Origin of the sequence: Sorangium sp. KYC3313, assembly GCF_052075895.1 — a bacterium.
Taxonomy (GTDB): Bacteria; Myxococcota_A; Polyangia; order Polyangiales; family Polyangiaceae; genus Sorangium; species Sorangium cellulosum_B.
The window spans coordinates 10,958,176-10,979,211 of the sequence record NZ_CP197255.1; the positions used below are offsets into that span (position 1 = coordinate 10,958,176).

Sequence of the window (21,036 nt, forward strand, 5' to 3'; positions counted from 1 at the left end):
GCACTCTACTTCGGACGCCGCATCGAGGGCGGCGGGTTAGAGGAGGACGACGCCGCAGAAGACCCCGCAGACGACGGCGGCGGGCTGGTCTTTCCGGCGCGCGCGGCCACCGCGCGCTCGACCGCCGGCGCCAGCGCGACGTGCAGCTTCGCCTTCGAGACGATGCCGTCGGCGCCGACCTTCTCGCCGATCGCGCTCAGCTTGTCGATATCACAGCTGGAGACGAGGACGATACCCAGGTTCGAGAGCTGCGTGTTGTCCCGGAGCAGCTTCGCCAGCTTGTCGCCGTTGATGGTCGGCATGTTGATGTCGAGCGCGACCACGGAGATCTTGTCTCGCTTGATGACCGCCGTCGCGCCGATGGGCGTGGCGAGCTCGACCACGTCGAAGCCGGCCCTGACCAGGACGGCCCGCATCGCCTCGCGGGCGATGTCGTCGTCATCGATCACGAGCACCCGGATCATGACGCCGCGCTCCAGGGACGACAGCTACGCGAGCGACGCTCTCCACGCGACGAGCAGACGGCAGGCCTGCTCGGGCGCTCGATGGTTCGAGCCGGCCCGCCGCATCGTGACCATGTGCCCGGTTGGAAAGGTAATCGCACGGCGCCTCCATTCCCCCCGATACGCGCTCACCTACCGATGAGAAAGTCAACCTGGCCGAACTGACTGGAATTCAGCCCGAAGCGCCGCGCGAGCCTCACGTCGACCAGGCGTTTCACCGAGATGGGCAGGCGGACGCCCGACGACCGGAGCTTCCAGTCGGCGTCCGCGAGCTCGTAGAGGAGATCCGCCGCTTGCACCGCGAGCGCCTGGGTGTCGGGGATGGCAGCGAACGTCCCGAACTCCGCGTGCTCGTTCACGAGCGAACGCACGGCCACGACCACCGGCGCGCCGAGCCGGTCCACGTAGGGCAGCCAGACGTTGGTCAAGAACCTCGGGCTCAGGAGGCCATTGTCGTTCGGCAGCCAGATCGCGTCGACCTTCGCCCGCTGGAGGTTCACGAGCGCGGCGCGGAGGTCCTGCACGCGCGGCTTGTTCGAGAGCTCTTCCTTGACGAAGGTCAGCTTCTCGACGTGCATGAGCGTTTCTTGTCGCGCGATGTGATCCGCGAAGCCCTGGCGGTAGACGACGCCGACCCGGTGAGCGTCGAGGCCCAGCGTGCGCAGGCCCACCATGGCCGTGACCGCCGGCACCTCGTAGGAGATGGCGACCGAGTTGGGGACGGTGCGCTGGAGCTCCTCGGCGAAGGACGCCATCAGGATCAGCGCGACCGGCGGGGTCGGGACGGTGCGCGCCCACTCGCGATACAGGAGCACGGTCGAGTTGTTGACCAGCACCACCGCCTGCGGGCGATCGCGGGCGACGATCCGCCCCACGAGGTCGGGGCCCGACTCCTCGCCGCGCAGCAGCGAGATGATGACGCGGTGTTCCCCGGACAGCTCGACGCGGAGCGATCTCAGCATGTCGTCGAGCTGCGGATCCGAGGGGGCGATGACGGAGATGACCGGCCTCGCGTCCGGAGGCGGCGGCTTGAGCGTCGGCGCCGGGTCGCTGGCGACGGGTGTGGCCGGGCCCGACGAACAGCTCAGCGACAGCACGAGCCCCGCGAGGGCGGAGGCCCGCAGCAGCCAGCGCCGAGAGAGGGGACGCGTCGACCTTACTTCCATTCGTCAACCCCCAGATCGGCCAGCACGTGTTTCGGGAGCCTCCGGATCGCGCCCTCCACCGCCTGGCGCTCGCTCAGGAACGTGACCGCCACCAGCCCGACCTTCGCCGTCGAGAGGCTGAGGATCGTGAACGTCATCTTGCTCCTCGACTCGAAGTCAGAACGAAATCGCTCGGGGAGGAGGACCGCATCAGCCGTCTGGAACTGGAGCAGCTGCAGGAGATCTTCGATCTTCGTGACGCGCTGGACCTCAGGCGCGGAGCTCACACCCAGCAGCCCGGCCACGAACTTAGGGAGCGATTTCCGTTCGACCAGATCGACGATCCCGTATTTGAGACCGGAGAGCATCTCCTTGGTCAGCGCCCTCGTCGAGACCAGGAGGTACTGCTCCGCGTCGCTCCCCGCCTTCATGCCCTGGATGTCGGCGGTCCGATTGAGCGAAGCCAGGACCGGCTTTGGCGAGAGGGCCGCGTCGGGCGGCGCCGACTCGAGCGCGGCTTTGAAATCGCTCAACTTTCCGAACACGGTGACATCGACGCCGGGCATCGACTCCTCGATCTTCTGCTCGAGGGCGCGAGCGCGAAGCGGTGTCACCGCATACACATAGAGCGTGGCCACGGGCCCAGCCGTGATAGGCGGGCTGAGCAGCAGAAGACAGCACCCGATGAGCAGAGCCGCCGCGAGGAGGGCCACCGGCGCGCGCGGCGTTCGGAGCCCCCGGCGAAGCGGAACTCCGGGCCTGTCGGGCCAAGCGCGCTCGGCGAGAGTCCTGAGGAGTGAGCGAAATCCCCCGTGCCGAACCGGAGGAGCCGCGCGGTTATTTCGTGGCACCCACGATGATGCCCAGCGGGTCGCGATTCGCGCCCGACACGCGAGGTGCCCCACGGCCCGCTCGACCGCTGACCGCCGTGCTCCCGTGGAGCGCCTGCAGCTCGTTTCCACCAGGCTCATGTCCTCCCGGTCATCATGGGTAGGCAGCGTAGCCGATGGTTAACCCTCTTTGTCAAGCGCCCCCTGGGAGGCGCCCCCGCGGTCCCACCGAGCTTGGCGAAACGGGGACGCCGGAGAGGGTGACAACACCCGACGGCCGCTCCCCCGCCAGCAGCCGGCCAGCACGACCACGCCGGCGCTGCCGAGCACGCCAGATACCGGGGCGAGCGCTTGACACGCGCCTCACACACCTCGGTCTCAGGGCTCGATCTCGAGTCCCAGGGGCGGCATGCCCCCCGCACCGCGCAAGCAAGAGATGGCGCCTCCGAGAAACCAGCAGATGGCGCGCCGGATTCGCCCGACACATCATACCTCGTCGACCTACATGGTGAGCGATAGTGCATCGCGATGCCCGGTAATTTTTACCTTGTCATGCACAAACAGGGGAATCCATGGGCGCGCCTTCGCTCCCTGCCGCCGAGCTCGAAAGCTCGCGCATCGCGCTCGATCTACGTACCGCTTGCGTACCGCTGGCGCTCTGCCGCTGGCGCTCTGCTGGTGGCGCTTGCCGCTGGTGCAGGACGATCGTGGCGTCCAGCTCTCCGTGCGGCGTCCCGCCAACAATCGCTCCGACAATGGGATTGTAGTCCATCGGGTCGCCGCACAGCAACCCTCGCGAGCCACGAACGCAGGCTCGGGGTGTCGCGGATCACAGCGGATGGCGCGCACAGAGGCGCTGGCGCCGAGCGCCGCGCAGACGTGAGGCAGGGCCCCCTGCGATGCTGCGTATTTGCAAGGAACTCTCTTGACCTGGAGAACGAAGGTTCCACTCGAAGGGCACTCGGCCAGCGGACGGGCAAACGGCTGCCCGCCGCTGCCCGGCGAGGCGGCGCGCCGCGCTCCGGCGCGCCGTTCGTCTCAGTACCACTCGCTGCCGAGGCCCAGCGTGAAGGTGAATGTCGGCCCCTCTGGCAGGAACACCGGGTGGAGATCCGCGCTGATGGCGAAGCCGCTCCGCCGCGCGCCGCTCCCGGCCAGGCCGCCGAGGATCAGGGCGCCCCGCGCGTGAGCGCCGAGGTACCAGGTCGCCGTGCTCTCACAGCCGGCGCTCGGGAGCGGGATGCCGCCCGCCGGGACCTCCGCGCCGCAGGTCGCGACGGCCACGTAATCCATGGAGGGTCCCGCGCCGAGATCGAGGAAGTGGAACAGCGTGAAGCCCGCGAGCACCGAGTTGTAGTCGATGAACCCCGCCTCGAATCCAGCGCTGTTCGCGGTGCTCTCGGGGGTGAGCGTCACCATCGGTGTGTTCTGGTAGTATATTCCGAAATAGTGGTTGACCTGGACACCGAGCCGGCCCGAGAGCGCGAAGACGGCCCCCGCGCCCGTGGGTGACTCGATGATCCCGCCGCCGAGCGTCGTACCGAAACGAAAGCGCATCCCGTCCTTCTCGTCGTCCTCGGGCTCCTTCGGTTGCTCCTCGGGAGCGGGCGGAACCGGCGCGGGCGGCTCCGGAGCGGGCGTGTGCGCGGCCCGCGGCGCGGGCGGCGGTGCAGGCGCAGGCGCGGCCCGCGGCGCGGGCGCGGGCGGCGGTGCAGGCGCGGGCGGCGGTGCAGGCGCCGGTGTCGACCGCGGCGCGGGCGCAGGCCGCGGCGCAGGCGGCACCGGCGCGGGAGATGGCGGCGGGAACGGCATAGGAGCGGGCGCAGGCGCAGGCGCAGGCGCGGGCTGCGCCGGAATCGGCGCAGGCGCAGGCGCAGGTGCGGGCTGCACCGGTGTCGGCGCGGGCGCGGGCTGCACCGGTGTCGGCGCGGGCGCGGGCTGCACCGGTGTCGGCGCGGGCGCGGGCTGCACCGGTGTCGGCGCGGGCGCGGGCTGCACCGGTGTCGGCGCAGGCGCGGGCGCTGGCGCGGGCGCGGGCTGCACCGGTGTCGGCGCAGGAGACGGCGGCGGTGCTGGCTGCGCGGAGGCAGACGGGAACGGCTCTGGAGGAGGAGGCGGCGGGAGGGGAGCGTCGCCCTGGGTCAAGGCCGTCGCCGAGACCGCCAATGGAACGGTGAGCGCCGCGAGCGCGGCAAGCCAGCGAGGGGGTGTCATCCGGTCTTCCTCGATGCGCTCCTCGCGGCCGTCAAGCGCGCGGAGGTGCGCGCTGTCGGTCGCGGTGCGCCGCAGCGGATGATCCGCCCGCGAGCCGTGGAGCGCCAGCCCATCGACGACCGCCCGATGCACGTCGCCCCCCGTCCCTGTACTTTCCTTCACGGAACGCGGCGGCTCCGGCCACCAGCCCCTCGACCCATGCGCCGAGCTCCCCAAGCCCTCGTCTGCGGTATCAGCCCCCCGCTCGGGGTCCTCTTCTCCGTGGCTTGCGTGGAGGAAACGCTCCCCCCAGACGCGACCGGGGGCGGCGGCACTGGAAATCTCCATGAGACGAGCGGTGAGCTCACCACGCTCGGCGAGCTCGACATCTCGCTGCCCCACGAGGAGGAGCGCAGCCCGTGACGGCCCGCGCGGCGGTCGCCCCGTCGACGCCTCCGCCCGCCGGCGCGGCGGCCGCCGTCCCCGCGGCCGGCGTGCAGGCCGCGCCGCTCGACTTCGCCGAGGTGTACGAGGAGATGTTCCCCTTCGTCTGGCGGACCGTGCGCCGGCTCGGCGTGGACGCCTCGGCGCACGAGGACGTGTGCCAGGAGGTGTTCGTCGTCGTGCACCGGCGGCTCCCGGAGTTCCTGGGCCGCTCGTCGCTGAAGACGTGGGTCTTCGGGATCGTCGTGAACGTCGTGCAGACGCACCGGAGATCGCTGCGCCGCAAGAGCCCCGCCCACCGCGGGACAGGAGAGACCGTGGATCCCGAGCTGCTCGCGGGGCCGAGCAACCTCAGCCCCTACGAGGCCATGACGAGGGCGGAGGCCGCGCGCGTCGCGCACGAGCTGCTCGCGTCGCTCGACGAGGAGAAGCGCGTGGTGCTCCTCCTCGCCGAGCTGGAAGAGATGCCGGCGGCGGAGATCGCGCGGGGCATCGGGGTGAACGTCAACACCGTGTATGCGCGGCTGAGGGCCGCTCGACAGGCGTTTTCCGACGCGGTGCACCGCCACCACGCCAGGATCCGAGGAGGCCGCAATGGATGAGCTGGGGACCGGGGAGCGAGCGCTCCTGAACGCCCTTCGTGACGAGGACGAGCCGACCGACGACGACAGACGTCGGACGCGCGCGGCCGTGTGGGCGAGGCTCGGCCTCACAGGGACGGCGGCCACGGCCGTGGCCACGGCCGTGGCCGCGAGCGCCGAGGGCGCCGGAGCCGCCGGCTCCGCGAGCGCCGGCGCGGCTGCGCACGCGGTCGGCCCCGCCGCCGCGAGCATGGCCGCGAGCGCGAGCACCGCGGTCGCAAAAGGCGCGGCCATCACGCTGCTCGGCGCCCCGATGAAGATCGGGCTGGCGGCGCTGGTCGTGGGCCTCGCGACGGGGGCCGCGCTCTACTTCCCGTTCCCGACGCCGGGCGAGGCGCCCGATGCGCAACGCGCGCAGGAGGAGGCGGCGAGCGCGGCCGAGGCGCCCCGAGCCGCGCACGCCGCCGCGCCCTCCAGCGCCCCGAGCGATGAGACGCCTGCGTCCGCGGAGGCGAGCGCCTCCAGCAAGGCCGACGCTCCCGAGGCGTCCGGCGCGCCCGCCGAGCCGAGCGCCGCGGCGGCCGCCGGGGGCGCGGCCGCGGCGGCGCGCGCGACGGCGTCGCGCACGCCCCGGGCGGCGGCCGCCGCGAGGCAGGGCGCCGAGGGGCTCGACGCGGAGATCGCGCTGCTCCGCGACGCGCAGCAGGCGCTGCAGGCGGGCCAGTTCGCGCAGGCGCTCTCGAAGCTCGACGAGCACGCCAGCCGGTACCCGAGGGGCGTGCTCGCGACCGAGCGCGAGGCGTCGCGCGCGATCGCGCTCTGCCGCTCCGGCCGCGCGCCGTCCGGCAGGGCGATCGCGGCGAGGCTGCTCGCGAAGAGCCCGGGCTCGCCGCTCGCGACGCGCGTGCGCGCCGCGTGCGGACAGGAGGAGTAGAGTGCGCGGGTGCACGTCTCAAGGTGGGCGCATGCGCCGTCGATCCTCCCGGCGCTGATCGTCGCGGCAGGGCTCCTGCCCGCGCGCGCGCTCGCGGCGCCCGCCGAGCCGCGCACCATCGATCTCCGCTGGGAAGCGCCGGCGGGGTGCCCGCCGGTCGACGAGGTCCGGAGCGAGATCGCCCGGCTGCTGGGAACGTCGGAGCAGCGCCTGCCGATCGAGGTCGAGATCGCGATCGCTCGCGAGCGCGACGAGCGCTACCGGCTCGACCTGCGCATCCGCGCGCCGGCGCCGGGCGAGCGGGTGATCCGTGGCGACGACTGCGCGTCCATGTCGCGGGCAGCGGCGCTGATCGTCGCGATGTCGATCGATCCCGACGCGGTCGCGCGGAGCGCCGCCGCGCAGCCCGCGCCGCCCCAGGCGATCGCCGCCCCCGCCGCCGGCGCGCCGCGCCCGCCGCCTCCCGCGCCGCGCCGCCCACCTCCCGCGGCAGCGCGGCCGTCCGCCGCGAGCGAGCGCGACGTGGAGGGAGCGCTCTGGGTGAGCGCGCAGATCGAGCAGGCGCTCGTCCCGACGATCGGCGTCGGGCTCGCCGCGGGCGGCGGGCTCCGCAGCGGCTGGTTCCGCGCGGACGGCGCGGCCGGCGTGGTGCCGTCGAGCTCGGGCCACATCGCGGGGCTGGCTGCAGGCGCCGAGTTCCGGCTCTGGTTCCTCGAGGTCGACGCGTGCGCGCGCCCGTTCGAGCGCCCCCTCCGCGTCTACGTCTGCGCGCTCGGCCGCCAGCACTGGCTCCGCTCCAGGGGGCGGGACGTCGATGAGCCCTTCACCCTCACGACGCCGATCTTCGCAGCCGGGCTCGGGACGCTGCTCGAATGGCGCGTCGCCGCTCCCGTGAGCGTCGAGGGCGCGCTGCACGCCGTCGTCCCGCTGAGGCGGCCCCGCTTCGTCGTCGAGAACCTCGACGGCGTCGTCTACCGCCCCCCGGTCGCAGGCCTCAGCGCGCGCCTCGGTCTCGCGCTGGCCTTCTAGTATTTGGGTTGCGCTTGCTAGAGTCCAGCTTGCGACGAGCAGTGTACGATCGAGCCTGCTGGACGGCGCGTCTTGCCCAGGGGCCGTGAGCGCCTACGACTCGCCGCGACCCGAGACGTTGCCCCAGATGACTCGCAACAAAAGAGCGAGACCCGAATCTGGGGCGAGCGCAGAGCAGAGGGAGGCGGCGGAGCTCGAGGCGCACTGGAGCTTCGTTCTGCGGCATGGCCGCGGCAGGGTCTGCGGGCGAGTGGCGGGGCCGAGCGCGTGGATCAGGCGCCGCGGGGCCGATACATGAACAGCGCGGGATAAAGCGCCCAGAGATGCCAGAAGGAGATGTCCATGACGAGGTACGTCCCGAGGTGGAACGCCATTGCGGCGAGCGCCACGGCTCGGCGGCTGCGGCGCCACAGCATCAAGGGAAGGAAGGCGAACTCGAACAAGCCGCCGAGCGCGGTGAAGACCTGGAAGATCCAGGGCCACTGCGTCAGGTACCGGCCGAGCTCTGCGCCCGAGTTGATCGTGAAGCGATACGCTGTCACGCCGCTCGTGAACCAGGCGAGGCCCGAGGCGACGAGCTTGGACACACCTGCCTGGAAGTAAAGGAGCGCAACATAGAGCTGCATGAACGCGAGGAGGAACGATGCCAGCTGAATGTCGCGCGCGGAGGCTGGCATCGTCCACCCGAGCAGGTCGTCCAGCGAGCCGCGCGCGCCGCTCCGCCCGGCGCAGAGCGCTATCGCGAAGAAATTGAGGTGTGTATCGTAGTTCCAAGAGATAGAAGCGGTCGAACGGGCCGAGCACGACCATCACCAGGATGACCAGCCCGAGGCTCGCCCGGGTGGCGGCCAGACGCGTCAACGACGCATCTTGCGCGAACAGGAAGCGGTCTGCTCGGCTGGAGAGGGGCTTCATGGGTGGGAGCTCCGTTCGATCAAGGGATACGAGAAGACGGGCGGCTCGCACTCCGGACGGTAGTCGGCGCCGTACCGGTACTGCGTGAAATCCCACTCGCAGAAGGTGACCTCCAGCCGGGTGAACGTGGCCCCGGGCGACGGCCGCGCGGCCGCCCATACCTCGTCGAACGCATCCCATGGCCCCTGGCGCAGCCGCGTGAGGATGGCGCGGGCGAGCTCGACCTTCGGCCGCGGGTCGCTCTGGGGAGAGTAGGTGGAGCGCAGGAGAGCGTTGGCGCGGAAAAACTCTATCGGCAGCACGTGCCCCGGCTCGACGAGCTGGGTTCGGCCGGAAGAGTCATGGAGCACCACATGCGGGCGTCGCATCCTGGCCGGTTGCAGGTACGAGAACATGCTGTACGGCGCGAATGGCCAGAGGTCCTTGCCAAAGAAGAGCGAGAGGGGGAGCTGCACGGCCTGGATCCCGAAGAAGACGGCCAGCGACACCGAAAGAGCCCACCGCGCGCGGTGCGTGAGGACCGTGCTCATCGGGATCTCTCAGGCAGAGAGCACGAGCCGATGGTGCTGGCCCGCAGACGCTGCGTCAAAAGCACCGTCCGCAACAGGCTGCGCCGATCCGGATCGACCTCTCGCTGGATACGGAGAGAGACGAAAACCGAGCTGAGCTGTTCGGACACGGGGACCCTCGTTACCACAGTTCACGCTCATATTCCCACGCTGGGACGCCCCGGATCCGCGTCATGCCCCGTCATCGCGAGCGCCCGACGCGCGAGGGCGAGTTTTCGACGTGATGCACCAAGCTCCCTCGAAATGCGGCCGCCCTTCCGGGAAACGCGCGCATCGCGGCTCACGCGTCGACTGTTCGACCTCGGCGAACTCTTCCACATCGGACAGGACGTCGCGTCATCCCTCTGCGCGGGTCCAGACCGCTCGGACACGTAGCCACGTTCTCCCGACTCAGCGCACCTCCACCATCGGCTCGCACACGGCCATCTCGACGCCGTGCCTCACGTGGGCCCGCACACGGACCCTGCACATCTGGGCCATGGTGAGCATCGGGACGGTGTGGGAACAGTCGAAGCTCGTCACGACCGGATACCCTCGGCGCAGCCCGAGCACCTCGAGCAGGAGCTCGTCATGCCTGAACGGGGCGCCCTCGGTCTCGGTCATCTCCGCCTTGCCGATCACCAGCGCCGCGATCTCGTCAAGCGCGCCCATCGCCTCGATCTGCCGTAGCTGCCGCTCCTCCCGTGAAAAGCAGCAGTCCATCTGCTCCAGGATCAGGATCGCTCCTCTGAGCGGCGGGAAGTACCTCGTCCCCGCGAGCGAAAGCAACGTGTTCAGGTTCGCGATGATGGCCGGCCCTTCGGCGTCCCCCGACACGAGAGCGCGCCAGCCGGCGTTCGGCTCGTACCGACGTGGAGCGGTGCACCACTCGGACGTCTTCGCGTCCCGGAAGTGGTTGCTCCACCGCGGCGGGCACAGGAGAGCCCTCGCGCCGTCCGTGTGGCGACCGGTGGCGTCGAGGAACGAATCGAGCGTGAACTCATCGACCCCGGGCCAGTCGCCGAAGGAGGGGACGACCGCAGGGCCGTAGAACGTCGATAGCCCGGATTGCGTGAGCAGGCCCATATGCAGCGCGGTAACGTCGCTGTACCCGCAAATGATCTTCGGGTTCTCTCTCACCCTCTCGAAATCGATGTGCCCGAGCAGGCTCGACGAGTTCGCGCCGCCTATCGTGGCGATCAACGCGCGCACCTCCGGGTTCGTCACGAGGTCCATGAATTCCCTCGCGCGCGCCTCGGGGGGGCCCGAGCGGTAGCCTTCTGCCACGGCCTTCGCGGTCAGCTCACCCTCGATGACACGGAACCCGAGCTTCCGCAGCGTCTCTCTGCCGTGGAGGTACTTATCGCGATAGACGACATGGGCGGGGTACGAGGGAGTAAAAATGCCGATCGCGTCGCCCTGCTTGAGCGCGCGCGGGCGGATGATCCGCCGACCGGTCCCCGCGTTCCTGTCCTCTGCTGCCATAAGCATTCGTCATTCTCAGTTAAAGCGCGGCGTCCACACGGCGCGGTGGAGGCGCATATAACTCTTGTTCTCGTCGAACACGCGGTTCCATTCGCGCCAACGCCGGGAGATCTGCTCGAATCGCTCATCCCCCGAGCCAGGAAGCTGGTCGAGCAACCCGGCGTCTGACAGCATTTGCCTAATCCCACCCGGCCCCGGCGCAGCGATATTGCTCAAATCGCCCGCATCCCAGTGCGCACTCGCAAAATCGGCGAACAGCTCTCTCCAGTCCGCTTCGTAGAGGAGCGCGACGTCCTTCCCGAATATCTCCCTCAGCTCGCGTCGTACATGCTGGGGCGGCTCCTCCACGTAATGCATGTCAATCACGCAAACGCGCGACCTGCCGTCCGCCATGACTCTGGCACACTCGCGTAGGGCCTGCTTCGGATCGGAGATGAAGCCAAACACGCACTCATAGAGCACGACATCGAATGAACTCGCGGGGAGGCATGACAGATCCTCGGCGCTACAAAGGTAATGCTTGGGCCGCATCTGCGTCATGCGCATGCAGTTCCTTAGGGCCGCCTGGAGCATGCGCTGGGACGGTTCCACGACACTCACGTCGAGCCCGGCGCTCAGCAGCGCACGCGTTGTATGGCCGGTACCGCAGCCGATCTCGAGCACCCGATCCTGCGCCCGCAGGCTGGCGATCTTGAGTAGATCGACGGTCGCCGCGAGCCCGCCGGGGTGAAGCGCGAATTCCCCGAGGCACGACAGGAACTCGAAGTATGGTAGCGCGAGGAGATCGGCGAACGACGTAATCCCTCGCAGGGGGGACATCGACTCGCTCATGGCGCCGCCTCTTCGAACCGGGGGGACGCCGGTCCTGATGCCCGGCTACAGCGATTGCATGTCGGCGCGTGCGGAATCCTCGTGACTGTGCTGCACATGGTCAGCGCATCCATGGCAACCACGGCGTCGAGCGTCTGGACCAAGTGCTCCAGGCCCCCGAGCCAAGCGAGCGCCTCCTTCGCCTGCATCGACGCGGCGAGCCCGTTGACCGGACCGAACGATGAAACCTGAAAGCGCCGGTTGATCTCGCTGATCAGTGGTAGATCCCTCATCGGTAGAGCCTCGTCCTCCGGTATCATGCAGCCTCTGCAAGCCGTCCGGCCAGGCGCGATGAGGGGGCCGCACACCGCAACAGAATGCGCGTACCCAGCCGCGGACCAAGGAATGTGCCTGCGGTACGAGTAGCTGTCGACGATGTCATGTATGTTCGCAGGGGTGTCACCCGAGAGCAGGATCAGGTCGACGTCGCCCACCAGCTCATCCATGTCACTCTCGTGTAGGATCGAGCGCGGGAGCGACTCGCACGTGATGCCCGGGTTGATGTTCAGGAGGCTCTGCCGCGCGACGTCGACCTTCGGCTTTCCGATGTCGCGCGGCGTGAAGTAGAGCTGTCGGGTCAAGTTGCTCTCCTCAATGAGATCGCCGTCGATGAGCTTGATGTGGCCAACGCCAGCCGCGCCGAGCAGGAAAGAGAGCCAGGTGCCAATGCCGCCGACCCCCACGATCGCGACGCGCGCGCTTTGCAACCTGCGCTGCACGGACGGCGCATGCGCGCCGACGCTCCCGTAGAACAGGAGATGCCTCGCATATCGGTCTCGCGTGCCAGGCATCAACTCCGGATGCGTCGACGCGTCAACCAGGATGCCACGCTCGACGAGAGCGCAAAGCTCGTCCTCGCATGCGTCGTCGAGCCCGGCAAACTCTTCACGCACGCGCTCACGGCATTCGCGGAAGGTTCGCCGACCGTCCGCAAGCGAGAGGAGGAAGAGCGTCGCAGCGCTGACCTCAGCGCTGGTCTCGTAAGGAGTGGATGGAAACGCCGCGAGCCGCAGGCCGAAGCGCGGCGGCTCCGATTGGATCAATCGGGCTGCGGTGACCTGCAGGTACGCCGGCAGCAGCGGGTAGAGATCGTCGGGTAGAGTCGCCACGATAGTCTCACCTTGTTGTAACATCGCATGTGGAGAAGATACACTCCACGACCAGATCGCGGAGTGTATCTTCTGGTCACGTCGACCCGATGGCGGCTCCGCGATGCAGCCGCTCAATAGCGGTGCTGAAGAACGCCACGCTCCGTAAGGTGCATCGCGTAGCCCGGCCTCATGCTGTCAGTTGGGCACCTCCATCCTGATGGTCGACTTCACGAGTTTGATCAGGGTATCAATGATGTCCAACTCCACCGGCGCCCCCTGGACGACGGCCGAATTGGCCGACGGCGACTCAGCTGCCTGCGCAGCGCCCGTGGCGCTCGCGGAAGCACCAAGGATCGACACCAGGAGCCCCACCTTCTCCCTTGCACTCATAGATTTCTCCCCTTGTTTGTTCCCCCCCCAGCGTACGAAGCAGTATTCGTCCCTTCGGGTCGAGTCAATCAAATTGTCCATCGGACTCATGCTCCACATGTTGCCTCTGGCGTGCGGCGCATCGCCGTGCGCCGACACGCGCCACTGCCTCGGAGCCCACGGCCAGCGCATCAAGCCGCCCATGTGCGCGACATCAAGGATGTTTGGCCCCTATGGCCCCGTACGAAAGAAGTCATAAGCATCCGTCGATGACGGAAAGTTCATACGCGCTCGCCCGCTCGGAAGCCGCCGCGCCCATACGGCAGGACGACGCTCCGGTGCGCCCCGCGCCCCGCGCCTTCCCGTTCGCCTCCCCCCGCTCGCCCCCCAGAGCTCCTTCTCCGGATGGCACGTGCCCACCGGCAGCACCTCGATCCGCCGGCACTTGGCCCTGAACCGCACCCGCCACGACCTCACCGACAGGCGTATCGCCCTGCTGACCCGGATCCGTTAGGAACGGGGGCGGCTGCGGCCCGAGCGCGAGCACCAGATCCACCCGCAGCCGCAGCGCGACCCTGTGCGCCTCGTCCAGCCACGCCGCCTGCTCGACCGCTTGGGCGCTCCACGCCACCTCAAGACCGGGCTCCCCGCAGGCTGTGGAGTGAATGCGGCCCTCTCGATGCATAGATAAGTTATTGATATAGCGTCACCATTCCAGGAGGGATGCGGATCGCGTGAGGTTTTATACATTGACCAGGGCGTGCAGCATCACTGTACGGTGGTTGGGACGGCCGCTACGAGGAGCTTGACTTTCGAATCGCGTTTGGATTTCCTACCCCCGGGATAGCCGCGCACTCCTTTCGCTCGTGTCGCTCGGCTTGCCCGAGCTCAACGAGCGGCGTGCGGCGCAGTCGCTCCCTTTACTCGCGCCTCCACCAGCGATTGACATCGTCCCGCGCACGCCGAATGTGAGACGGAGAAGCGGAGGAAGGCTTTGTGATGTCGTCGCCCAGCGACCCCGGTCATCACGCGCCTCGGTCAGCTGAACGGCGCGTCTTGCCCAGGGGCCGTGAGCGCCTACGACTCGCCGCAACCCGAAACGTTGCCCCCCGATCATTGGCGACAAAGAGGGCAAGACCCGTGGGGCTTGGTCTTTTGTTCCTCAGCAAACCTGCTCGAAACCGCGCGACTCTGCATCCATCTCGAAGGCGCTGCTCAGCGGCATCTCCAACACCAGCAAGGGCTTGATCGCGACGGTCACGTTCAGCGCCAGGCGCGACGAGGAGCAATGACGCGATGCGCCCGCCCTCGGCGGCCTGGCGACGGGAAGTCTCGAGAGGCGCTCCAGGCCTCACGGCCGATCCGGGCCGGCGCGGAAGGCAGCCTCGACCGCGCAGCCCGCCAGCGCCTCGCGGTAGATGCGTAGCTCGTCGTAGCGTCCGCCAAAGTACGGGTCCTGATCGAACTGGGACCGCCCGAGCCAGTTGTTCACGTCCTCGATCGCCGACAGCGGGAAGCCGACCGGCGCGCTGCCGAGGAGCGCGCCATCCAGGTAAAGGGCCATGGCCGCCGCCACGCCGTCGACGACGACGGCGACCTGATGGATCTCGCCGTCCTCGAGCGACGCGTCGGTGGGGATCGCCACCTCGCCCGCGGCGCCGCTGTCGCTCGCGAGCGCTGCGAGCCCCCGCACGTCGAAGCCTGTTGACGGGGTGATGGCCAGGTAAGACTGCCCGACGCTTCCATCTCCCTCGACGGGATCCTCACCTGTGCTGCCGATGCCGAAGTCGACGACGCGCAGGTACGCCCCTCCGCCGTTGCGGGCGACCCAGACCATCACGGTGACGTCGCTCGACCCCGTGAGGAGACCCGCGGGCAGATCGACGTAGTCGTCCTCTCCGTCGAGGGTGAGCACCCCTCCGCCGTCGAGGCTCGCGCCGCCGAAGATCTCGCCGTCGGCGCCGCCGACCGTATCGGCGACGACCGCCCCCACCCCGTCGAACGAGTACCGATGAGCCAGCGACGGCAGCGCATCGCAGGGGGCCGCGCCGCCGCCCCCGTCCCCGCCGCCGCCCGCCTCACCGCCGCTTCCCGCCTCACCGCCGCTCAGCGCCCCACCACCACGCCCCCCTTCCCCGCTGCCACGACCACCTTCCCCGCCGCCGCCCACAACCGACGTCGGCGTCATACGGCCCACCGCAATATCCACATCTGCCCCACATCCGGACAAGCCGAGGAGCAGCACCATCACCGTAGTCTTCCGCGCGCACGACACAGGCTGATCCTAGCGCGGATGTGCTGTCGATTCGATCACGAAAGGCGCGCGGTCCGGCGACGAGGGGGAGAGCGCTGATTCCACACGCGGGAGCCGACCATGATGTGCCGACTTGACCGAGTGTTCGCAAGTCCCTGGCTCGTCGCCGGGGGATGTCTCTTGAGCATCTCGTGCACTGGCATCCTCGGAAGCGACGACGATCCGGGACAGGACCCCGGAGGCGACGACGCCGTCGCGCCAGGCGGGATGCCTTTGCACCACATGACAGCATCGGAGTACAACAACACGGTCGCCCACCTCCTGGGCACGCGCCTGCGGCCGGCGGACGGGTTCCCGGCCTCCGGCGCGAAGGGCTTCGACGCGAACGCCAGCGCGCTCTCGAGCCTCTCGCAGGTCCTCGTCCAGGGGTATTACGACGCCGCCAAGAAGCTGGCGGCCGACGCGTTCTCGAGCGAGGCGCAGCGCGCCCAGATCCTCGTGTGCGACCCGGCGGAGGGCGCGGGCGACGGGTGCGCGCGCGAGATCATCGAGCGCTTCGGGCTGCGCGCCTTCCGGCGCCCGCTCGAGGCGGCGGAGGTCGACCGGTACGCGGCGCAGTACGACGACGCGCGCGCCACCCTCGAGATGTCCCCCGTCGAGGCGGTGCAGCACGTCGTCCGGACCCTGCTGACGTCGCCGAATTTCTTCCTGCGGATCGAGGTCGGCCCCGACTCGACGCGATCGCCGGGCGCCCTCGGCGGCCATGAGATCGCGTCGCGCCTCTCGTACCTGCTCTGGAGCTCGCTCCCGGACGAGGAGCTCTTCGAGGCCGCGGAGGGCGATGCGCTGGCCACCGAGGACGAGCTCCGGGAGCAGGTGGACCGCATGCTCGCCGACCCGAAGAGCGCCGCGTTCTTCCAGAACTTCTTCGGGCAGTGGCTCGGGACCCGAACGCTCCCGAGCCACAGCGTCGACACAGGGCTGTTCCCGGGCTGGAACGACGAGATGAAGGGCGCGATGATCGACCAGGCCAACGCCTATTTCACCGGCTTCACGACCGGCGAGCGGCCGTGGTCCGAGTTCCTCACGGCGCCCCACCCGGAGAGCCCGCCGCTCGCGCCGCTCTACGCGAACGACCCCGAGGCCGGGCGCGGCGGGTTCCTCACGCTCCCCGCGTTCCTCACGCTGTCTTCCCGCGCCGATCGGACCTCCCCCACGTCCCGCGCGAAGACGATCCTGGCGCAGCTCTACTGCTCCGACCTGGCCCCTCCCGCCGGGGTGGATATCCCGGAGCTCGAGGCCGCGGGAGGCGACTCGGGCCCCGTCGACAACGTCCGCAAGAAGCTCGAGAAGCACCGCGAGTCGCCCGACTGCGCGGGCTGCCACGATGTCCTCGATCCCATCGGGCTGAGCCTCGAGAACTTCGACGCGATCGGCGCCTACCGGACCGAGTACCCGAACGGCGACGCGGTCGACGCGACTGGCGAGTACGGGGGCGCGGCGTTCCAGGACATCTCCGGCCTCATCCCGGAGCTCCAGAAGGACCCCCAGCTGGGGCTCTGCCCCTCCGAGCAGCTCTTCACCTATGCGTTGCGCCGGCGCCCGATCGGCGGCGACAGGGACACGCTCGAGGCGATCGCCGCGCGCTGGGAGAAGGGGACGATCGCGGATCTGGTGAAGCAGGTGGTGACCAGCGAGGCGTTTCGCCTCCGCGCGGCGAAGGTCGGGGCGAAGTGAGGCCGCAGGGCGAAGTGAGGCCGCAGGCGCTGTTTCCGCACGGAACCAGGCACGAAGGAGCGATGCGCACATGAAACGCGGAATGACACGCAGGAACCTGTTGCGCGGCGCGGGCGTCTGCCTGGCGCTGCCGTTTCTCGAGAGCCTCGCCCCGCGCAGCGCGCGCGGCGGGGAGCCCGGCACGCCGAAGCGCTTCTTGCTCTGCACCTTCCCGAACGGGGCGCCCCACCACTGGTGGGAGACGGCGCCCGCGTTCGGCAAGACGCTGAAGGGCGCCGATTTCAAGCTGCCCAGGGTGCTCGAGCACTTCGCGCCGGTGAAGTCGAAGATGCTCATGATAAGCCGCCTCGGCAACCACACGTGGAGCAAGGAGCAGAACGCGTTCATCGAGCCGTCCCACTCGCGCTGCATGGCCGCGCTGTCGACCTGCGTGGACGCCGATGAGCTCGGGAGGGCCGCTGGGCAGGACCTCGGCGAGTGGGTGGGCAACGGCGTCTCGGTCGACCAGCTCATCGTGCAGAAGGCAGGCCCGGAGCAGGCGACCCGCATCCCGTCGCTGCAGACGGGGCTCGGGGTGAAGCCCGGCTTCTTCGACGGGCGCAGCTACGCCTACAATCAGGCCGTCTCCTGGAAGAGCCCGCGCGAGCCGCTGAAGCGCTCGGTCAACCCGAAGGCGGTGTTCGACGCGCTCGTCAACGCGGGCGCCGCGAGCGCGCCCCCCGTGCCAGGGCAGACCGACGAGCAGGCCCGGATCGAGGCCGAGCGCCGCGCGGCGACCGAGAAGAGCGTCATCGACGCGGTGCTCGCGGACGCGAACGCGCTCATGCGCAAGGTCGGCTCGGACGATCGCAAGATCGTCCAGCAGTACCTGGACGCCCTGCGAGAGACCGAGAAGAACGTGACCCGCGTCCAGTCGACGATGACCCCGTCGAGCCTGGGCTGCAGCCCGATCGGCGCGCCCGGCGTGGTCCCCGAGCCGCCGGGGCAGCAGGAGGGGCTCAACGAGAACGACAGCACGGAGGCCGGCGAGTACAAACACGACGATCACGCGAACGTCATGATCGATCTCATCGTCATGGCCATTCAATGCGACGTGACGCGCGTGATCACCCACATGCTCGACGACGCGCGCTCCGAGTTCGAGTACCGGTGCATCCCGGCCGACGTCCGCGCGAAGGTGGGACTCGAGTACAGGGCGGGCAGCAGCCTCCATTATCACTCCTGCCAGCACGGCCCCGGCAACCTGGGCGCCGCGGACGAGGGCGGCCGCTACGCGGTCGTCGAGGAGAGCAACCTCGATTTCGCGGCGATCAACTGCTGGCTCGGCCAGAAGACAGCGCAGCTCGCGCAGCGGCTCGACGCGATCCCCGAGGGGGACGGGACGGTGCTCGATCACTCGGTGATGGTCTACATGAGCGAGATGCGCACGCACGACCACGACGCGTACGATCTGCCCATCGTCCTCCTGGGCGGCGACGGCGTCTTCCTGAACGACGCGCACGTCGCGTATGGCCCCCTCGGCCAGGATCGCCAGCTCCGCGATCTGTGGTTCACCATCATGAACCAGTACTACGACCTCGGCGTCGCGTCGTTCGGCGAAGATCGCCGCGGGGTGCCGAACGCGCTCCTCGAGGAGGTCCTGCGGTAGCGCTGCGGTTCACGGTCTCGATGGATGGGCTCACACCGGAGGTCGAAACGCGATGTTCGAAGGCCGCTCACGTCGGTTGGTGTCCGGGGGTCTCCATGTCGCGCTCGGGCTGCTCGTGACCTGCACCGCAGAGCTCGGGTGCTCGAGCGACCCGTCGCCCGCGTCTCCCTCGCCGGCGTCGCCCTCGCCGGGCGACGGGGGCGGTACGGAAGGCGCGCCGCCCTGCGAGGAGACGAGCGACGGGCCAGCGCTGCCGCAGGCGTTCGCGCTGAACTGCGGCGGGTGCCATAGCGCCCACGGCAAGCCGACCGGCGGGTTTCCCGATCTGTTCGCCTTCGACGGCACCCTGGAGGAGTTCACGGCGCAGGTGCGCACGGGGGAGGCGCGCATGCCGGCCTTCGGCGAGCAGCAGATCGCGACGGCCGACATCGAGGCGATCTTCGCTTATTTCTCTGCGGGAGCGCCGCCCGCGCCGGCCTGCGACGGCGGCGAGGTCGATCCCGGCGAGTGCTCCGGCGTGGACGGCGAGATCTCCCCGCTGTTCCCCTCGGCGACGGCGGGCAAGCCGATCACCACGACGGCCGCCGATGGGACCATCACGCTCGAGGCCGCAGGGCGCGTGCGCGGGCGCCACGAGAAAGAGGAAGAGTTCAGCCCGTACCAGCCGCGTTATTTCGAGAACCGAAGCTACAAGTTCATCGTCGAGGACACGATCCCGGCAGGCGGCAGCACCATCAAGTTCACCTGGCTCCCCAAAGCAAACGCATCGAACAGCCAGACCATCAATTTCCGCTGTTGGTACTCGGGCGAGGGCAACGTGTTCGACTCGAACAACGGCATGGAGCGCATCACGAGCACCCACTGGGAGTTCGTCGTCGATCGCAACGCCAGGGACGGCAGGGAGATCCGCGCGGGAGATCTGCTGGAGTTCGAGTTCGGGGTGTTCCTTGACGCGGGCACCGTCGAGGGGAGGACGAGCTATTACAGCGACACGTTCCGCTACCGCGTCGGCAGCGGCGAGCTGACGCCGTTCAACGAGCCGAACGAGGCGGCTCTGTCGGGCGGCGACGGGACGATACCGTACATCTACGAGGAGCCTCATCTCTATTACGAGCAGATGGCGCTCAACATCCAGGAGAGCTCTATCCAGCCCTTCCTCGAGGGGCGCCGCCTGTTCCATACGGATTTTGCCACCGGCGAGCACAGCGAGGGCGGTAACCCCGTCTTCGACGAGCACGCCGGCAAGGCGGGGCCGCTCTCGAACCAGGCGGCGTGCGTGAGCTGCCATATCAACAACGGTCGCGGCGCCCCGCCCGAGCCCGGCGAGGCGATGGAGACCGCCGTCGTGAAGCTGTTCGGCGCAGGCGCGAAAGCGGACGGCGGGCCCACCGCCGACCCGAGCTACGGCCGGCAGCTGCAGGACAAGGCGCAGGGCGGGGGCGCCAGCGAGGGTACGGCCACCGTGGCCTATACCGAGGAACCCGGGCAGTTCCCCGATGGCACGGCGTACGTCCTGCGAAAGCCCACGTTCCGCTTCGACGGGCTCTCCGCAGGGCCTGTCGCGAGCTACTCGGTCCGCGTGGCCCGCCCGCTCGTGGGCATGGGCCTCCTCGAGGCGATCGCGGAGGACGCGCTGCTCGAGCGCGCAGACGGGATGGACTGCAATCAGGACGGTATCTCGGGCCGTCCGAACCTGATCCCGGATCCGGTCTCGGGGGCACTGCGGATAGGGCGCTTCGGCTGGAAGGCGAGCAAGGTGAGCGTACCGCATCAGGTCGCCGACGCGCTGGTGGCGGACATGGGCGTGACGACGAGCCTGTTCCCGGTCGAGGAGTGCGGCGAGGCGCAGACGGGTTGTCAGGCCGGCACGCGCGGAGCTCCCGAGCTCTCCGACGAGGATCTCGACAGGCTCGCGGTCTACATGCGCATGCTGGGCGTGCCGCCGCGCCGCGACACGGCGGACCCGGCCGTCCAGCGCGGCGAGGCGCTGTTCAGCCAGGCAGGGTGCGCGAGCTGCCATGTCCCCTCGATGAAGACGGGGAGCCGCCACCCGCTCGTCGAGCTGCGGGATCAGCGCATCCAGCCCTTCAGCGATCTGCTCTTGCACGACATGGGCGAAGCGCTCGCGGACACGTCGTCGAGCGAGCACCTCGCGGGGCCGCGCGAGTGGCGGACGCCGCCGCTGTGGGGCATCGGGCTGCTCGAGGCCGTGAACGGCCACACCCAGCTGCTGCACGACGGCCGCGCGCGGGACGTCGTCGAGGCGATCCTGTGGCACGGCGGCGAGGCGGACGTCGCGAAGCAGCGTTTCGTGGCGCTCCCCGCGGGAGATCGCGACGCGGTGGTCGCCTTCCTGCGCTCGCTCTGAGCCCCCGCCTCGCGGAGCTCGCTCCGGGCGCCCTCTCCCCGCCCCCACCTCCCTTCGGCTTGCTCGGGTGCTCGACCCGCCCGGCGTTCCCG

General features: G+C 69.4%; 18 protein-coding genes. 7 read left to right on the forward strand and 11 right to left on the reverse strand.

The window, feature by feature from the left end; all coding sequences use genetic code 11:
* Positions 1–5: 5 nt before the first annotated feature.
* From ACSRUE_RS41670 to ACSRUE_RS41685, 4 genes are all read right to left on the reverse strand, one after another.
* Positions 6–464, reverse strand: a complete 459-nt coding sequence (locus tag ACSRUE_RS41670; RefSeq protein ID WP_437769712.1) for a response regulator — start codon at positions 462–464, stop codon at positions 6–8.
* Between the two features lie 167 nt (positions 465–631).
* The gene (locus ACSRUE_RS41675; RefSeq protein ID WP_441288409.1) at positions 632–1,669 is read right to left on the reverse strand and encodes a hypothetical protein; all 1,038 of its coding nucleotides are present in this window, start codon (positions 1,667–1,669) and stop codon (positions 632–634) included.
* Positions 1,660–2,286: a hypothetical protein gene (locus ACSRUE_RS41680; RefSeq protein ID WP_441288410.1), complete on the reverse strand. Its 627-nt coding sequence runs from the start codon at positions 2,284–2,286 to the stop codon at positions 1,660–1,662. The genes ACSRUE_RS41675 and ACSRUE_RS41680 overlap by 10 nt, the downstream gene beginning before the upstream one ends.
* Before the next feature lie 1,230 nt (positions 2,287–3,516).
* The gene (locus ACSRUE_RS41685) at positions 3,517–4,854 is read right to left on the reverse strand and encodes a hypothetical protein (RefSeq protein WP_441288411.1); all 1,338 of its coding nucleotides are present in this window, start codon (positions 4,852–4,854) and stop codon (positions 3,517–3,519) included.
* A gap of 108 nt (positions 4,855–4,962) precedes the next feature.
* Here ACSRUE_RS41685 and ACSRUE_RS41690 point away from each other — a divergent pair, with 108 nt between their 5' ends.
* From ACSRUE_RS41690 to ACSRUE_RS41705, 4 genes are read left to right on the forward strand one after another with little or no spacing between them, the layout of a single operon-like run.
* On the forward strand, positions 4,963–5,094 hold the full coding sequence (locus tag ACSRUE_RS41690; RefSeq protein WP_441288412.1) for a hypothetical protein: 132 nt from the start codon (positions 4,963–4,965) through the stop codon (positions 5,092–5,094).
* Positions 5,091–5,717, forward strand: coding sequence for an RNA polymerase sigma factor (locus tag ACSRUE_RS41695; RefSeq protein WP_441288413.1), 627 nt, complete (start codon positions 5,091–5,093; stop codon positions 5,715–5,717). Before ACSRUE_RS41690 ends, ACSRUE_RS41695 begins: the two co-directional genes overlap by 4 nt.
* Positions 5,710–6,630, forward strand: coding sequence for a hypothetical protein (locus tag ACSRUE_RS41700; RefSeq protein ID WP_441288414.1), 921 nt, complete (start codon positions 5,710–5,712; stop codon positions 6,628–6,630). Before ACSRUE_RS41695 ends, ACSRUE_RS41700 begins: the two co-directional genes overlap by 8 nt.
* A 9-nt stretch (positions 6,631–6,639) precedes the next feature.
* The gene (locus tag ACSRUE_RS41705) at positions 6,640–7,659 is read left to right on the forward strand and encodes a hypothetical protein (RefSeq protein WP_441288415.1); all 1,020 of its coding nucleotides are present in this window, start codon (positions 6,640–6,642) and stop codon (positions 7,657–7,659) included.
* 272 nt (positions 7,660–7,931) lie between these two features.
* Here ACSRUE_RS41705 and ACSRUE_RS41710 read toward each other — a convergent pair whose 3' ends face one another.
* The 7 genes from ACSRUE_RS41710 to ACSRUE_RS41740 form a co-directional block, all read right to left on the reverse strand.
* Positions 7,932–8,438 (reverse strand): HTTM domain-containing protein, encoded by a 507-nt coding sequence (locus tag ACSRUE_RS41710; RefSeq protein WP_441293187.1) that lies wholly within the window; start codon positions 8,436–8,438, stop codon positions 7,932–7,934.
* Positions 8,439–8,570: 132 nt separating this feature from the next.
* Positions 8,571–9,104 (reverse strand): hypothetical protein, encoded by a 534-nt coding sequence (locus ACSRUE_RS41715; RefSeq protein ID WP_441288416.1) that lies wholly within the window; start codon positions 9,102–9,104, stop codon positions 8,571–8,573.
* A gap of 429 nt (positions 9,105–9,533) precedes the next feature.
* The gene (locus ACSRUE_RS41720) at positions 9,534–10,613 is read right to left on the reverse strand and encodes a S66 family peptidase (protein WP_441288417.1); all 1,080 of its coding nucleotides are present in this window, start codon (positions 10,611–10,613) and stop codon (positions 9,534–9,536) included.
* Positions 10,614–10,622: 9 nt separating this feature from the next.
* Positions 10,623–11,438: a class I SAM-dependent methyltransferase gene (locus tag ACSRUE_RS41725; RefSeq protein ID WP_441288418.1), complete on the reverse strand. Its 816-nt coding sequence runs from the start codon at positions 11,436–11,438 to the stop codon at positions 10,623–10,625.
* The gene (locus tag ACSRUE_RS41730) at positions 11,435–12,586 is read right to left on the reverse strand and encodes a HesA/MoeB/ThiF family protein (RefSeq protein ID WP_441288419.1); all 1,152 of its coding nucleotides are present in this window, start codon (positions 12,584–12,586) and stop codon (positions 11,435–11,437) included. Before ACSRUE_RS41730 ends, ACSRUE_RS41725 begins: the two co-directional genes overlap by 4 nt.
* A 177-nt stretch (positions 12,587–12,763) precedes the next feature.
* Positions 12,764–13,039 carry a hypothetical protein gene (locus tag ACSRUE_RS41735; RefSeq protein ID WP_441288420.1) on the reverse strand — a complete coding sequence of 92 codons (276 nt, stop codon included), beginning with the start codon at positions 13,037–13,039 and terminating at the stop codon, positions 12,764–12,766.
* Positions 13,040–14,288: 1,249 nt separating this feature from the next.
* Positions 14,289–15,125 carry a LamG-like jellyroll fold domain-containing protein gene (locus tag ACSRUE_RS41740; protein WP_441288421.1) on the reverse strand — a complete coding sequence of 279 codons (837 nt, stop codon included), beginning with the start codon at positions 15,123–15,125 and terminating at the stop codon, positions 14,289–14,291.
* Positions 15,126–15,473: 348 nt separating this feature from the next.
* Here ACSRUE_RS41740 and ACSRUE_RS41745 point away from each other — a divergent pair, with 348 nt between their 5' ends.
* The 3 genes from ACSRUE_RS41745 to ACSRUE_RS41755 all read left to right on the forward strand — a co-directional run bounded on the left by ACSRUE_RS41745 (position 15,474) and on the right by ACSRUE_RS41755 (position 20,944).
* Positions 15,474–16,928 (forward strand): DUF1592 domain-containing protein, encoded by a 1,455-nt coding sequence (locus tag ACSRUE_RS41745; RefSeq protein ID WP_437944008.1) that lies wholly within the window; start codon positions 15,474–15,476, stop codon positions 16,926–16,928.
* A 70-nt stretch (positions 16,929–16,998) separates the two neighbouring features.
* The gene (locus ACSRUE_RS41750) at positions 16,999–18,576 is read left to right on the forward strand and encodes a DUF1552 domain-containing protein (RefSeq protein ID WP_441288422.1); all 1,578 of its coding nucleotides are present in this window, start codon (positions 16,999–17,001) and stop codon (positions 18,574–18,576) included.
* Positions 18,577–18,655: 79 nt separating this feature from the next.
* Positions 18,656–20,944 carry a di-heme oxidoredictase family protein gene (locus ACSRUE_RS41755; RefSeq protein WP_441288423.1) on the forward strand — a complete coding sequence of 763 codons (2,289 nt, stop codon included), beginning with the start codon at positions 18,656–18,658 and terminating at the stop codon, positions 20,942–20,944.
* Positions 20,945–21,036 lie beyond the last annotated feature (92 nt).